Here is a 15593-nt window from a genome sequence, read left to right on the forward strand (position 1 = left end):
TATTGATAATGAATAAAATATTATAATAATAATTTTAATTAACTAACTATTTAAAATTTTATAAATTTATTCAAATACAAAATGGTTATTATAAACAATATATCACAAAAATTAAAAATTAAAAGAATGATAAGAAAAAACAATTATAAATAACAATAATAGTTAAAATAAATTATAAAAATTAATTCATATAATGAACTTTTTTCAATATATGATGATTTTTTTTACAAATTTTAAAAGGAGATAAAATGGCTAAAAAAATAATAGCAGTCAATGCAGGACCTAGAAAAGGATGGAATACTGACACTTTAATTGATGAAGCGATAAAGGGAGCGGAATCTGCAGGTGCAGAAGTCCAGAAATTCAATTTGTTCCATTTGGAGAAATACACAGGATGCATTTCATGCTTTGGATGTAAAAAAAATAAATATAAAGGAAATTGCATACGCAAAGACGGTTTGACAGAGGTATTGGATGCAATTCGTGAAGCTGATGGATTGATAATAGGATCTCCAAACTACTTAGGTGAACTTACAGCATCCTTTAGAGCTCTTTATGAAAGATTGGTATTCCAGAATTTGACATACAATACCGAGACTCCATGCTGCAATGAAAATCCTATTCCAACATTGCTCATAATGACAAGCAATTCACCAGATACCATGTATGAGGAATTGCTTAAAAATTATCAAAATGTTTTTAACGGCTTTGTAGGCCCAACTGAAGTCTTTGTATCTGGAGAAACACTTCAGCTTAAGGATTATAGCAAAACAGATTGGCCATGGTTTTTCAATGCTAAAGAAAGATACGAAAGACATGAAAAGATTTTCCCTAAGGAAAGAGAAGCTGCTTTTGAAAAAGGAAAAGAATTAGTATTGTAATTAAATATTTGAATAAAAAAAATCGGATTATGATTAATTTCATATCTGATTTTAAATCAAATTTAAAAAAAAAAGTAAATTTATTAGTTAAACTCTTTAGCCAAATCAGAGAGGATTCTTAGTTTTTCCTTTGCAATTGGAATATCCACTTTTCTAAGGCCACAATCAGGATCAAGGAGCATGTTTTCCTTGCCTACTGCTGCAATTCCTCTTTCAACTAAAGCTTTAACTTCTTCTTTGTCATCAACAGCATTTACAGCTGAATCGACACAACCGAATCCTAATTTTTTGCCTTTAAGCAAATCAGCATTTGCTTCCAGAATACCAATATTCACATTGTTTCCTGCAAATTCACAATCCAAGATATCAATAGGGAACTTGGCAATATCCTTGAAGCATCCATCAAGATTACCGCAGACATGCATTCCCATAGGCATTTCAATGCCATCAGTAAGGATTCCTATCGCTTCCTTTGCAACTTTCAAGTCAACCATACCAGTAGATAAGAATGGCTCATCGATTTGAACATATTTTGCTCCAGCTTTCTCTGCTGACTCCACTTCACGCCTTAATGCATAAGCGCAATCAATGATAGCTGGATTTCTCTCTTTATAAAATGATTCTAATCTTGAAGAATGGACAATAGTTGAAGGTCCTGTCAACATAAGCTTTACTCCTTTCTTGCTTGCCTCATCCTCACTCATGTTCCTATCCTTAATCTCTTTTTTAAGGACATTTAGAGCAAATTTCAAGTCCTTGATCATTATATCAACTTGAGGGGCCCTTATCTTGGATACAATAACTGAAGAATTCATTTCATATGAGAATCCTGGAATATGCTTTACAAAGGAACCTACCATATCCCCTCTTGGCTGACCATCCCCAATAATGTCTATTCCACAGTCCAATTGCAATTTGACTGCCTCTTCAATAGCTATTTTATATGGATCATACAATCCAATTGAAGACTTTATCTTTTCACCAAGAGTTTCAGGTTCCTTCAAATCAATCCCAAAACTACCTACAACAGTTGTAATCAAATAATCACCATCAATAAACTAAAATAATTAATTTAAATCGTTAATATTAATTAAACACCAATATCCATTGCTCTGACATCTGCAATTTCTTCTGGACTAATTGGAATTTTAATAGCTGCAGTTCCATGGCAAGGCTTGGTATAGGTAATCAATATTGTTCCTTCATCCTCATTGATTCCCACAGGTATTGGAGGAAGACCTATCAATCTTGCGCCTAAGACCTTATCACCCGGATTTACATGAATGATTTCCTTTGCATTCTCTTCAATGAGCTTATAGCATTGCTTTACACCAGAACGTTGCACAAGTATTTCATAATCATCATTTTGTTGCAAATATGTTTCTAAACAGAAAGACATCTAATCACCATCATTTCTTTAATAAATAGTTAAGTATAATTTATCTCCAATTAAAATTTTTCCTTATTCCTCTAAAGTTTTTAAATATTTGTCAAATCTTACCTTAATTGGATTTGGATTATGGAAAGCTCTTACAGCAATGATATCTGCATCAGTAGAGGATTCAACCATATCTGCAAATTCAGCCACTTCTTCTGCATCCCTTGAGAATACAAGAGCCAATGACTTGCATTTCAATATATGGTAATATGTTATGAAGAAAGTAGCTGCCGCATCCTTATGAACGCAACCTACCAATAAGTCATAATCTCCTTCCTCAATCTCATCCAAACATTTTTCAATATCGACTCTTTTTTTAACGTAAACCCCTTCAGGATCTGAAATATCCAATATCTTTCCTGCTGCAGGATTGCTTGATACTGTTACATCATAGCCCATTTGTCCTAACTTGTATGAAGCATACAACCCAATAGGAGTTTGTGAAGGAGCTTCAGGACATCCAAGTAAAACTAATGCTTTCATTTTATCACTTTAATAATTTTTAAATAGAAATATTTTATAAATTTTCATTATTAATTTTAGAATAATTAATCACTTTATATCTTTGTTAATTATTATAAATAAAATTAATTAATATGATAGAAAAATAGATTAAGAATTAGAAAAAGAATAATTAAAAAAATAAAAAATAGAATAGTTTAATCAATTTTTAAAAAGTTTATATCAGTCATCACTGCTACCGCCATTATAGACTGAACCAGGAGCAAAAGGATCCAATGGATGAGTTCTCATCCAATATCCACAGTTCCAGCAACGACCATCACTATCCAATGGATAACCGCAAATCGGACAAATAAGCATAATAATCACCTAAATAAATGAGCCTTCAAGGCAAGTATTCATCATTAAAATCATCATAGTCATAATCATCAGGACTTCCAAAATGGACCATATATCCACATACCCAACAGTTTCCTTCGTCGTCTAATTCACTTCCGCAAGCAGGGCATAAACCATACATAAAATTCCCCCTATAACTTCCAAATATTATTTAAAACTATTTATTTAATAATATTTCATTTAATAATTATAATGATTATAGTTACATTTAAAGTTTTCTATATTATTTAAGAGACAATATACAACAGAATATAATAAAATAATCAATATTTACGTGCAGAATAAAGTTCATCCCTATAAAATACATGATTGTAATCCAGCTCATCATCCAGATTCACCAATTTATAAGGCATATCCCCCCTCTGATAAATCAACAGATCAGTAGCGCTGAAATCGCTTAACTCATAAATGACACCATCGATAATCATCTGTTCATCTTTAGTAAAATTAAACAATGGAATCTGTCTTAAGTAATATCTTTTGATTAGGTAATAATAGTAGATCTCTTGTCTATAATACAAATTATGAGACTTTATAAGCTGATTCATAGTGTCATTGAAATGTTTTGGAACTATTCCAATCCTTGATTTTAAATAAATTTCATTGGTCAATGATTCGCCGTATAATTCATAATAATTGAAGTCAATGAAATAAAGCAAAACCGAAATGACAGTTTTTCCAAGATTTTCCTTATGTGTGCAACGTGATATGATGTATAGTATAATTTTTATGTACTTTTCTTTTTTAAAATCCAATTTAAACACCAATCATTAATTCAATAATCAAATAAACCAAATAAAATGATTCAAATTTAATATTGTAAATTAAAAAAGAGTAACCATATGAACATTAGAATATTAGTTTCAACTTGCTATTAAAAGAAAAGAAAGAGCATATGAAAATTAATAAAAAATTGAAAATATTTATATAATATAAAATTAAAAGGTACCTATAGAAAAATAATTTAAAGGTACCTTTAGAAAAATTATAGGAATAAGATTATGGATTTTACTAAAACACTAAAAACTATAGGGAAACTTCTTAGCCCTTTAAAAAAGAGCATAATCCCACTTATTCTCATTGTTGCATTCCTACTCATTGATGTTTACTGTAACCTTACTCTGCCTAAATACACTGCAGACATTGTAGATATAGGCATACAGAACACAGACTTCAACTACATAATAAGTGTAGGAACAATGATGATGGCTATGGTATTAGTTGGGGTTTTGGCCACAATAGGACTCTCATACTTCTCAAGCAAAGTGTCAGCAGCCTATGGAAGGGATTTAAGAAAAATAAGCTATGAGAAGATATTAAAATTTTCAAACTTTGAATTGAACAAGATATCAAGAGCATCACTCATTACACGTAATACAAACGATGTATATCAAATACAGATATTCTTAGGACTGTTCTTTACAACAATACTATTTTCACCAATATTAGGTATAGGAAGCATACTTAAGGCAATGGAACTTGGAACCAACCTTTTATGGATCATTGCAGTGACATTTGCTGCGGCAATCATTCCTTTTGTCATAATATTCATCAGAACAGTTCCTTACTTCAAGGTAATGCAGGAATTGACTGATAAGATCAACCAGACTTCAAGGGAAATATTGATGGGAATACCTGTAATCAAGGCATTTGTAAGACAGGACTACGAAGAGGAAAGATTTAGAAAAACCAATGAAGACTTCAGAACAGTGAACTTGAATGTATTTAGAATTCTCTTAGTCCTATTGCCAGCGATGACTTTACTCTTGAACCTAATGATAGTCCTCATTTTATACTTTGGTGCATACGATGCTATACAAGGGGAGATATTAACTGGAACAATCATAGCATTCATCCAATACGCTACACAAATCGTTATGGCATTTTTAATGATGGGTGGATTCCTTGTCATGATTCCAAGGATTTTGGTATCTGGAAGACGTGTTGCTGAAGTGATAAACACTGAAATAACAATTAGCGATGGGCCAATCAATAAAATAGAAGATAACCCTACAATTGAGTTCAAGGATGTTCTCTACAGTTATCCTGGAAGTGAAAAGGAAACATTGAAAGACATAAACTTCAAATTGGAAAAGGGAAAAACCACTGCAATAATTGGAGGAACTGGAAGCGGTAAATCCACAATCTTGAATCTGATTCCTCGTCTTCAGGATGTAACTGGCGGTGAAATCCTAGTCAATGACAAGAATATCAAGGATTACAAATTAACAACCTTGAGAGAAAGAATCTCCTATGCTCCACAAAAGGCAATCCTTTTTGAAGGAACAATAAGGTCAAATATGCTGATAGGAAAAGAGGATGCAAGTGATGAAGAGATTGAAAAAGCATTGAAAATGGCAGAAGTTGACTTTATAGAAAGCCTAGAGGATGGAGTTTCACAAGGGGCATCCAATTACTCTGGAGGTCAAAAGCAACGTCTACAGCTTGCAAGATCCATATTGGCTGAACGTGACTTCTACCTATTTGACGACTGCTTCTCAGCACTTGACATGAACACTGAAGCAAAGGTGAAAGAGAACCTAAAAGGCTTAAAGGAAAACTCATCAATGCTTATTGTATCACAAAGGATTTCAACAATCATGGATGCTGATGAGATAATCGTTCTTGATGAGGGGGAAATAATCGATAAGGGCAGCCATGATTACTTGAATGAAAACTGCAATATCTATAGAGAAATCGTATCCTCACAAATAGACCGTTCAAAAGACTTATTGTATGAGAATGAGGAATCCTCTAATTATGTCCTAGATACAAGTTACCTTAAGAAAACAGCGGGAGGCAAATGATATGGCAAGAAAACCAAGAAGAGCACCTCCTGAAAAACCGGCAAATGCTAAGCAGTCAATAAAGAACATATTCTCTCTTTTGACTGGATATAAATTAAAATTGAGCTTGACAGTCATTTGCGGAATCATATCAACAGTGTTTTCAGTCATAAGCCCTCTTTTAATAGGATTTGCTACAACTGCAATATTTGATGGAATAAACTCTGGAAATATGGATTTGAATCATATAATCAATTTGCTCATTGCAATCGTAATCCTATATATCATAAGTGCAGTGTTCTCATATCTTCAAAGTTATCTCCTCTTGGATATAACAACTGACATCAGTTATAATCTAAGAAAAGACTTGATTGAGAAAATCACTCACTTGTCAATGGGTGATTTGGACATAAATACCAGAGGAGACATTCTATCAAGAATCACAAACGATGTAGACTCTCTCCAAACAGGAATTGTCCAAACATTCAATCAATTGTTGACTGGAGTCATTACAATTGTGGGAGTTACAGTGATGATGCTTTCCATTAACCTATGGCTAACACTCACCACAATCGTATTGGTTCCAATAGCTTTCCTGATTATAACTTACATAACCAAATTCTCACAGGATTATTATCTAAAGCAGTTAAGATACAGAGGAAACCTGAATGGACAAATCGAAGAATCATTTACAGGCCACGAAATCATTCGGTCATTCAATCAGGAAAAAGAATCCATGAGAATCTTTGAAGAGGAAAATGAAAACTGGTATGAACAGGAATGGAAATCCAAGTTCTTCTCAAGCCTATCCGGTCCTTTCGTACACTTCATTTCCAATTTGCAATATGTGATCATATCAGTTCTTGGAGCAGTGCTCGTACTTCAAAAGGCAATAAGCGTTGGAGACATCTTGGCATTTATCCAATACTCCAAGAACTTCACAACCCCTATTGAACAGATAACAAGAATAATGAATATGATACAAACTGCAATGGCTGCAAGTGAAAGAATATTCGAATTCCTTGAAATAAAGGTTGAAGAAAACCCTTCAAAAGAGAAAATCACCGAAATTGCTGATGAAATCAGTTTTGAAAATGTCAACTTCGGTTACGGCGATGATGATTTAGTGATTAAAGACCTTTCATTCAAGGTCAAGAAGGGTGAGAAAATAGCTATTGTAGGTGAAACCGGAGCAGGAAAAACAACAATAGTGAAACTGCTCATGAGATTCTATGACTTGAATGGCGGAGAGATAAAAATTGATGGGGTCAACATCAACAATTATGACAAGCATAGCGTAAGATCTCTTGTAGGAATGGTGCTTCAAGACACTTGGCTATTCAATGACACAATATACAACAATATACGTTATGGTAAATTGGATGCCACTGAAGAGGAGGTCATAAACGCTTCAAAAGAGGCTCATGCAGACCATTTCATAAGGCAAATCCCTGAAGGATATGAAAGTGAGCTTAACGAAGATGCTGACAATATATCCCATGGTCAAAAGCAGCTCTTGACAATTGCAAGAACCATTCTCTCAAACAAGCAGATATTGATTTTGGATGAAGCGACATCTTCAGTTGATACAAGAACCGAAAAGATAATTCAGGAAGCTATGGACAAGCTGATGAAAGACAGAACAAGCTTCATCATTGCTCACAGATTGTCAACAGTCAGAAATGCAGACAAGATACTTGTAATTGAAGACGGCCATATAATCGAGCAAGGTTCACATGAAGAGCTATTGGAGCAAAAAGGATATTACTACAATACCTTGAATGCGCAAAGTAAGGAGAGTATCATATGAATAGGGAAAATAATTCAAACCATTATCTTGAGTTTGATGAGGCAAATAATCAAATATTGTTCCATAAATTCATTATGATAAATGAGATTCTGGATAGAAGAATCAAAAAGCAAAATCCAGAAATGAAAAGCATTACAAAGGGACAGGGCAGATTAATCATTCTTTTAAAGAGAAAAGACGGATTTTCTACTAAGGAATTATCTGAAATATTGAATATCAGTGTAACTTCCCTTAATGAAACCTTGAATAAACTAGAACAGCAAAATCTCATCAGAAAGGTTCCATCTCCTAAAGATAAAAGGGTTCTGCTTGTTGAATTGACAGAAGAAGGAAGAGCATTAGAATTTAAGAATCATGAAGATATTGATATCTTTGACACTTTAAGTGAAGATGAAAAGGAAAATCTGAATGAATATTTGAATCGCTTAACTGTAGCCCTTCATAAGAAATTCAAGGAAGAAAACCCTGAAAAATATGAAAAGATAATTAAAAACAGAAAGGAAATCTTTGAAAAATACTTTAAGGAAGATAATCCAAATGAAGAATGGTTGCAATTGATGAATTGCAATAAAAAAAGAAAAAAATAAAATATTGGAAAAATAATTAAGAGTGAAAACTCTTAATTTCATCCATTATAAAACTATCAGTCTCTCCTAAATAGATCTCTTGTATATACCTTATCCACAACATCACCAAGAACCTGTGAATCAAATCTATTTGCAAGAATGACATCACTTTCACTCTTGAAGCGATCCAAATCATTCACCACTTCAGACCTAAAGAATTCAGTTCCATCATCAAGTGCTGGCTCATAGATAATTATTGGAATTCCCTCTGCTTTTATACGCTTCATAACGCCTTGTATAGCAGATGCTCGGAAATTGTCACTATTGCTTTTCATGGTAAGACGATAAACTCCAACTGTTTTTGGATTTTTTGAAATAATCTGATCCGCAATGAAATCCTTACGCACTGAATTGGAATGAACAACAGCCTCTATCATAGTTTGTGGAACATCCTTATAGTTTGCCAACAACTGTTTTGTATCCTTAGGCAAACAGTATCCGCCATATCCAAATGATGGATTATTATAATGCCCACCAATACGAGGGTCCATACATACTCCATCTATAATCATCTGTGTATCAAGGCCTTTGGTCTGAGCATATGTATCAAGTTCATTAAAGTAACTTACCCTTACAGCAAGAAAAGTGTTTGCAAAAAGCTTAATGGCTTCAGCCTCTGTCAAATGTGTCAACAATACTGGAATATCCTGTTCAGGAGAATTAAATTTCTTCTCTTCTTCTCTTGCACCTTCCAAAAGAAGGTCTGCAAACATCTGCCCCTCTTCCATTTGGTCATCATCACAACCGACAACTATACGGCTTGGATGAAGATTGTCATAAAGCGCTTTTGACTCACGAAGGAATTCTGGGCTGAATATGATATTCTTAACACCATAGTTCTCACGAACAGATTCTGTATATCCGACAGGAATTGTTGACTTTATAACCATAAGCACATCAGGATTAACTTTAAGAGTCCATTCTATAGCATCCTCAACAGCAGAGGTATCAAAGAAATGAGTGACATCATCATAATTTGTGGGGGTAGCTATAATAACAAGATCTGCATTCTTATATGCAGTTTCCTTATCAGTAGTTGTATTAAGATGAAGTTCTCGTTTACCTTCACGAGCCTCTTTAAAAAATCTTTCTATCTCATCATCTTGAATAGGACTAATAAGATGATTTAGTTTTTCCGCTTTTGATTCTGTTGTTGTAATAGCAGTAACATCATGTTTTTGAGCTAGTAGAACAGCAAGGGAAAGCCCTACATATCCTACACCTGCGACTGTAATTTTCATTTTAAATGCTCCAAATTTCATCAATTTAAATTCATAAATAAAAGAAGAATAAAAAAAATATTTTTTAAAATAATCTATTAAAATAATCTATTATAATAATTTAAAATAATTTATTAAAATAAGTTTATTTTTTAGAGTTACCTAACTCATAGGTCTTGTTGACAATCAATCCAAATAAATCATCTGTTTTAAAATCAATTGGCTTATGCGGATTAACAATAAAACTAAGTGCCTGTTTAGTAATATCCTCTAAATCAGTTGTCCTATACATCAAACCATTATCTACATAAAACTGATCAACAGATAAAGTGTCTCCAGGGTAACATGAAATGACTGGAGTCTGTAGAATAGCTGCTTCCCTATTCATTGTTCCACCTGCACCAATGACAAGGTCACATGCCTTGATTATACTAGAAGTGTCAACAGGTGGCTTTAGAATGGTTACATTCTTAATTCCTTCAAAAATCTCTGCCTGCTCCTTAAATCTAGGAAGAATAAGAATATTAGCATATTCCTTTAAGACATCGACAACTGGAGATAAAACAGACTTTCTGCAATCAGTATTCAAATAAGAAGCAAGAGATGGTTCAGGCCTCATTAAAATAGTCTTTTGGAGAGGCAAATCCAATCCCAAATCCTCAAAAATATTCTCATTGAATACAAAGTTGTTAAAGTGCATCAATTCAGAAGTTCCATTATACTTGATGATGTCATTTGGATTTGCACCATATTGCAATAATTTCCACTCATCGATAATGCTTGGAACTATAATCTTGCTACATAATGGAAGAGTAAGCTTATTGGCAGCCATTGCATGTTCATTATCCAAAACAAAGAGACTTGGAATTCCAAGGCCAAATGCCACTCTTGGAAGCTCGATTGAATGTTTGGATAAAGCTACATCAAAGTTTTCACCTGAGATCAAATCAGCTAAATTGACAACTCTCTCCGCACTTTCCTTAAGCTTTTCCTCTAAGGTGACTCCATGTTTACCTACAGATACAAAATCTATGTCATACATATCCATTAATTTATGAATATCTCCAAACTTACGGGCTGTAACTAAAACATCTTCTCCTTCATTCTCAAAATACTTGATAACATCCTTAAAAAATCTTACATGAGGAGCATTTGATATATCAATCCATATTTTCATGAAATCACCTTTTATAAATATTATTTTAGTAATACTTAATAAATTTTAGTAAAAATTAAAATGAAAAAATAAAATTAAAAGAAAATAAAAAATAAAAGAAATATAAATCTAAAGAGATTTATTTAAAATAAAACATTTTGAAAAAAGTTAAAAAATAAAAAAAATGAAAAAAGATTAATGATGATGGTCATGACTATGGCCATGCTCATGTTCATGACTGTGGTCGTGTTCATGATCATGGTCATGATGGTGATGTTCAGCAGCGTGTGCTTTAGCATCTTTAATAGCTTCAATCACTTCATCTAATCCTTTACCTTCTTTTAAGCTGGTAGTGATGACTTTAACATCCGGATTAAGTTTTTTAGCATCAGCAACCATCTTATCAGTGCTTGCACCGACAGCATCAGCCAAATCAATCTTATTGATGATGATTAAGTCAGAATCCTTGAAAATGTAAGGGTGTTTCTCTACTGTATCATCACCTTCAGTAACACTGACAACAACAATTCTCATATGAGAACCTAACTGGAAGTCAACAGGGCAGATTAAATTACCTACGTTTTCAATGAAAAGGTAATCGATATCATCAAGAGGCAAGTCACCTAAACCATGACTGACCAAATGTGCATCCAAGTGACATTCAGTACCAGTGTTCAATCCGACAACAGGTGCATTGTGTGATTTGATCCTATCTGCATCAAAATCACTGATGATATCTCCTGCGAGTACACCAACTTTTTCATCAAGATTATCAATTAAGTCTTCAATAAGAGCAGTTTTACCAGATCCAATAGCTCCTACGAAGTCTATACAAAATATATCGTGGTCTTCCAATAAATGTAAATTCTTATGTGCTAATCTGTCATTAGCATCCATAATATTCTTTGCTATCTCTACATCTGCAATCTTATGCATATGATTCACCTTCAAAACATATAATTTTATAATAAGTTTAATAATTTTAAAAATTTGGACAATATTTTTAATAGTTTATCAAAAAAGTATAAGAATTATCAAAAGACATATTAATTATTTCAATAGAATTTTCTATTGTCATTTTTAGCTAATTTTCATCATCCTCTTTTTCAATACTAATGCTTCTAACGGTAATGTCTTTACCATTTATAACTTGAACCCTATGACTTTCACATTCAGGGCATAAAATCATAGGAGCATAATGATCGCTGTCATCAACATTACCTATACCTTCAAAGCCACAATTATGACATTTAATTTCAACATCAATGGTATTAATGATCATCTTGGCATTTTTAGTTAATTCTTCACCTTCAAGCATAACGCCAAGCATAAATTTCAATTGTTCTGGATTTAACATAGCCAACTTCCCAATTTCAATTACCATTTCAGTAACTTCAATTGCATCATTAGCTTGTGCTGTTTCTAAAACTGTGTTGAAAATCCCTTGAGCCATAGCAAATTCGTGCATTTCATATCTCCAAATAAAATTATTTAAATTATAATATAATATTTTAATTAATATAATATAAAACTATTGTTGATTAATCAAACAATTATTATTGAAATAATTCGTAAGTAATACTTTTTTAAAAAGAAAATAAAAGGACTAAAAAAATTAGTGGAAATCCCAATAAAAAAATAAAAAAATAAAAAAATTAATTTAAAAAATATTGGAATAAAAATAAAATAATAAAATAATAAGATATAGATTAAATTTATCTTAAAGCATCTGCAATCAATTTTGCTACAGAAATTGAACTGACATCAGATTTCAAAGTGTCAGTACTTGATAAGTCACGAGCTCCTGCAGCCATGATCTTTAAGACAGCATCATTTACAAGCACAGGGTGAACACAACATACATCTACAGATTTTGCACCATGTTCCTTTAAGATGCCGATTGCATTAACAATTGTTCCACCAGTAGCAATAATGTCATCAATGATAACCGCTTCTTTTCCAGCTACAGAATCAATATTAACTTTAGAATCCTTTTTAACCTTATCAAGATCTTCTGAATCAAAATCACATTGAACATCAACGATTCTGGTTTCAACCTTATCAGGACCTAATCTGACTTTGCTCATATAGGTGCAATTGCAACCAAGAATTTCAGCAATTTCCTCTGCAAATCCTAAAGCGCCTTTATCTGGAGCAATGATTATAGGATTTTCCACTTTATCAGCAATGTATTCTGCAATTGGAGCCATAGCAGAAAGGTTTGCAGTTGGAATGTTGAAGAAGTCTCTGACACTATCTTCATGCAAGTTGATTGAAATGAATTCATCTGCACCAGATTCTTCAATAAGATTAGATACCAATTGAGCAGAAATAGCTTCTCCATCCTTAAATCTTAATTCCTGTCTACCATAACCTAAATATGGAACAACCACTTTAATATGCTCTGCCCCTAAGTCCTTAAGAGTTCTGAGTATAAATAACAATTCAATTAAATTTTCATCTTGAGGAAAACCGGTTGATTGAATAACTGTAACATTCTTTTCAACTTCCCCTTTAATCCTAACATACCTTTCTCCATCTGGGAATTTTTTAGTTTCAAGAGGACATAAGGTTTCTCCTAATTCCTTAGCAACATTTGCTGCCAATTTTTGTGATGCTGAACCACCAATTATCAAAATAATCACCAAAAATATTGTCGTTAATCTTAAAATTTTATTAATTAATCAAATTAATAATATACTAATATTTTTATAAATGTTTATAATTAAATATTACTATTTTAAGAAATGGTGAAAATAAAACAAAGAAGTGAAAATAGAAATTGATAAAAAAAGTTAAAATAAATAAAAAGTTAAAAAAATTAGAATAAATTAAAAAAAGTTAAAATAAATAAAAAGTTAAAAAAATTAGAATAAAATAAAAAAGTTAAAATGAAAAATAAAAAAAATAAAAAATAGAAAAATTATTTTTTATCTGCTTACAGCTTCATTGCTGTCTCTTCTAATGGTTACAGTATGAGCCAATACTAAAGATCCCAAGAACATGAATGTGAGTAAAGCCATACCGTTTACAGTCCTGTTGAATAAGAAAAGACCAATCACCGCTTGAGAAACAAAACCTGTAAGTGAACCTATTAAAAGGACCTCTTTACCAAGGTATTTTCTATTTTTACTTTCTCTTTTATGTCTATATTCTCTTAAAATCATTAATCCAACTATAATGGTTCCTAGAACTATTAAGAGCAATATCAAGAATGTAAGATATCCAAAGTCATAAGCATAACCAAAAATACCTGGAAGCATATAATCGATAGTATCCTTTCTGGTTACTAATAGACCGAAGAAGAGAGGGAACGGTAAACCAAACAATAAGATGAATTGCATTGGCAAACTGATATACCCATCAGCAAATCCGGAACTATTGGACCAGTAAGAGGATGAAGGGTCATGCCCAATCAACCAAGTATTTCCAACTACCAGTTTCAAACTTGACAATGAATTTGCTGCAAGTCTTGAAATCCTAAGTACAGGAGAGAAAACCTCCATACCACTGATTCTTGCAACTATCTCTAATACTCCAAAAGCAACTAATGCCGCTCCAAAGAACATACCAATTCTCCTTAGTGTAAGAATGGATTTTTGTCTAAAAGATTTTGAAATAATAGTATACCCTATGAATAAACCGACAAACCATAATAATAAGAAAGATCTATGCATTGCTCCTCCAAAGATAGTAATTGCTGCAAGAAGTATGTAAACTATCCTTTTCAGCCGCGCTACATTAACCCCCGACTCTTCCATCACCTTCAGCGAAGCTAATGCAGTCATAATAGCTAAAAGAGCAATTGGGCCGAATGGGTGAGTAAATTCATGCTGACCAAATGACAATATCAAGAACGCTAAATCCACTCCGAATAAAATTGCAAATCCTCCAGATAAGAATAGTGACAGGAAAGTGACTACACTTAATGAAAAAGGAACTAGATTTAGAACGAAAATCATGGTAGCAAGTAAAATCAAACCTACTTCGACTATAAGTTGAAAATGATTTTGAGCTATCAATAACATGAAATCACACAATAATAATTTTAATTTTTAAATTTTATATTTTATAAATTGAATAAAAATAATCTTTAAAAAGTCTAAAATAACTTTTAAGATTATATATACATCATTATTTTTATTTAATTAAGTATTTAAATATTAGTAAAAATAGGATTGATAATTAAAAATTAGGATTTAAAAATTAGAAATAATGATTTGAAAATAGATAGAGAAAAAGATAGCAAAATAAGATAAAAATAAAAAATTAAAAAAAGAAAGAGAAAAGTTAGTTTTGAAAAAGGATTCAAAACTATTAAATTAACATGATTTTAATATTACCTAACAGGATATCCGGAATAATTGGTAATGGATTTACATGTGTAATACTCATAGCAACAGCATCTCCACGAGAGTTTCCTTCAACCCAGTCATGTTGACGAATAGTATCTAAAATATTATCCCCAAAGATGTGTGCAGCTGCTTGATCGTTAATAATCACTAAAATATGAGGGCTTACATCATATGTATATTCCATGATTTCCTTAGCATCCTGATATGGATTATCAGTCATGTAAATGTTATGAAGGGTATGACCATTTGCATTATGTGAACTTCCAGGATAAATCCAAGTGAATCCACCATTTATACTCCATAAAGCAGCCATATCTACTCCAGGAATTCCTCCTTCAGTATCATCTTGAGCTAAAATCAAAATACCAGAAAATGCAGTTATCACAAAAAACAAAACAAAGACAACCGCTATGATACCTACAGCTTTTTTTAATGTAGTTGCCATTTTATCACCACCATA

General features: G+C 32.3%; 17 protein-coding genes. 4 read left to right on the forward strand and 13 right to left on the reverse strand.

Annotation, left to right across the window (positions count from 1 at the left end; genetic code table 11):
- Positions 1 to 248: 248 nt before the first annotated feature.
- Positions 249 to 881, forward strand: a complete 633-nt coding sequence (locus tag QZU90_RS07195) for a flavodoxin family protein (RefSeq protein ID WP_296856399.1) — start codon at positions 249 to 251, stop codon at positions 879 to 881.
- A gap of 83 nt (positions 882 to 964) precedes the next feature.
- Here QZU90_RS07195 and QZU90_RS07200 read toward each other — a convergent pair whose 3' ends face one another.
- The 6 genes from QZU90_RS07200 to QZU90_RS07225 all read right to left on the reverse strand — a co-directional run bounded on the left by QZU90_RS07200 (position 965) and on the right by QZU90_RS07225 (position 3935).
- Entirely contained in the window at positions 965 to 1921 is a 957-nt protein-coding gene (locus QZU90_RS07200) for a methionine synthase (protein ID WP_296856401.1), read from the reverse strand.
- A 50-nt stretch (positions 1922 to 1971) separates the two neighbouring features.
- A complete protein-coding gene (locus QZU90_RS07205) occupies positions 1972 to 2280 on the reverse strand; it encodes a DUF1894 domain-containing protein (protein ID WP_292776563.1) in 309 nt (102 codons plus the stop codon).
- Positions 2281 to 2343: 63 nt separating this feature from the next.
- Positions 2344 to 2802, reverse strand: coding sequence for a DUF1890 domain-containing protein (locus QZU90_RS07210; RefSeq protein ID WP_296856404.1), 459 nt, complete (start codon positions 2800 to 2802; stop codon positions 2344 to 2346).
- Between the two features lie 201 nt (positions 2803 to 3003).
- The gene (locus QZU90_RS07215) at positions 3004 to 3141 is read right to left on the reverse strand and encodes a hypothetical protein (RefSeq protein ID WP_292776569.1); all 138 of its coding nucleotides are present in this window, start codon (positions 3139 to 3141) and stop codon (positions 3004 to 3006) included.
- 25 nt (positions 3142 to 3166) lie between these two features.
- Entirely contained in the window at positions 3167 to 3301 is a 135-nt protein-coding gene (locus tag QZU90_RS07220; RefSeq protein ID WP_296856406.1) for a hypothetical protein, read from the reverse strand.
- A gap of 142 nt (positions 3302 to 3443) precedes the next feature.
- Positions 3444 to 3935, reverse strand: a complete 492-nt coding sequence (locus QZU90_RS07225) for a type II toxin-antitoxin system antitoxin SocA domain-containing protein (protein WP_296856408.1) — start codon at positions 3933 to 3935, stop codon at positions 3444 to 3446.
- 246 nt (positions 3936 to 4181) lie between these two features.
- Here QZU90_RS07225 and QZU90_RS07230 point away from each other — a divergent pair, with 246 nt between their 5' ends.
- The 3 genes from QZU90_RS07230 to QZU90_RS07240 are packed head-to-tail and all read left to right on the forward strand — an operon-like array spanning position 4182 to position 8363.
- The gene (locus QZU90_RS07230; RefSeq protein WP_295606877.1) at positions 4182 to 5987 is read left to right on the forward strand and encodes an ABC transporter ATP-binding protein; all 1806 of its coding nucleotides are present in this window, start codon (positions 4182 to 4184) and stop codon (positions 5985 to 5987) included.
- A gap of 1 nt (position 5988) precedes the next feature.
- Entirely contained in the window at positions 5989 to 7776 is a 1788-nt protein-coding gene (locus QZU90_RS07235) for an ABC transporter ATP-binding protein (protein WP_296856410.1), read from the forward strand.
- Positions 7773 to 8363: a MarR family winged helix-turn-helix transcriptional regulator gene (locus tag QZU90_RS07240; protein WP_295606874.1), complete on the forward strand. Its 591-nt coding sequence runs from the start codon at positions 7773 to 7775 to the stop codon at positions 8361 to 8363. The genes QZU90_RS07235 and QZU90_RS07240 overlap by 4 nt, the downstream gene beginning before the upstream one ends.
- 56 nt (positions 8364 to 8419) lie before the next feature.
- On the opposite strand, the gene QZU90_RS07245 is transcribed toward QZU90_RS07240, so the two are convergent.
- From QZU90_RS07245 to QZU90_RS07275, 7 genes are all read right to left on the reverse strand, one after another.
- Entirely contained in the window at positions 8420 to 9643 is a 1224-nt protein-coding gene (locus QZU90_RS07245) for a nucleotide sugar dehydrogenase (RefSeq protein ID WP_295606871.1), read from the reverse strand.
- Between the two features lie 124 nt (positions 9644 to 9767).
- The gene (locus tag QZU90_RS07250) at positions 9768 to 10799 is read right to left on the reverse strand and encodes a DUF354 domain-containing protein (RefSeq protein ID WP_295606868.1); all 1032 of its coding nucleotides are present in this window, start codon (positions 10797 to 10799) and stop codon (positions 9768 to 9770) included.
- A gap of 174 nt (positions 10800 to 10973) precedes the next feature.
- The gene (gene hypB / locus QZU90_RS07255) at positions 10974 to 11714 is read right to left on the reverse strand and encodes a hydrogenase nickel incorporation protein HypB (protein ID WP_295606866.1); all 741 of its coding nucleotides are present in this window, start codon (positions 11712 to 11714) and stop codon (positions 10974 to 10976) included.
- Positions 11715 to 11862: 148 nt separating this feature from the next.
- On the reverse strand, positions 11863 to 12246 hold the full coding sequence (gene hypA / locus QZU90_RS07260; RefSeq protein ID WP_295606863.1) for a hydrogenase maturation nickel metallochaperone HypA: 384 nt from the start codon (positions 12244 to 12246) through the stop codon (positions 11863 to 11865).
- Between the two features lie 247 nt (positions 12247 to 12493).
- Positions 12494 to 13414 carry a ribose-phosphate diphosphokinase gene (locus QZU90_RS07265; protein ID WP_295606860.1) on the reverse strand — a complete coding sequence of 307 codons (921 nt, stop codon included), beginning with the start codon at positions 13412 to 13414 and terminating at the stop codon, positions 12494 to 12496.
- 294 nt (positions 13415 to 13708) lie between these two features.
- Positions 13709 to 14806 (reverse strand): hypothetical protein, encoded by a 1098-nt coding sequence (locus QZU90_RS07270; protein WP_295606857.1) that lies wholly within the window; start codon positions 14804 to 14806, stop codon positions 13709 to 13711.
- A 289-nt stretch (positions 14807 to 15095) separates the two neighbouring features.
- Positions 15096 to 15578 (reverse strand): hypothetical protein, encoded by a 483-nt coding sequence (locus QZU90_RS07275; RefSeq protein ID WP_295606854.1) that lies wholly within the window; start codon positions 15576 to 15578, stop codon positions 15096 to 15098.
- Positions 15579 to 15593 lie beyond the last annotated feature (15 nt).

The organism is uncultured Methanobrevibacter sp. (genome assembly GCF_902784195.1).
In the GTDB taxonomy this organism is placed as follows: Archaea; Methanobacteriota; Methanobacteria; order Methanobacteriales; family Methanobacteriaceae; genus Methanobrevibacter.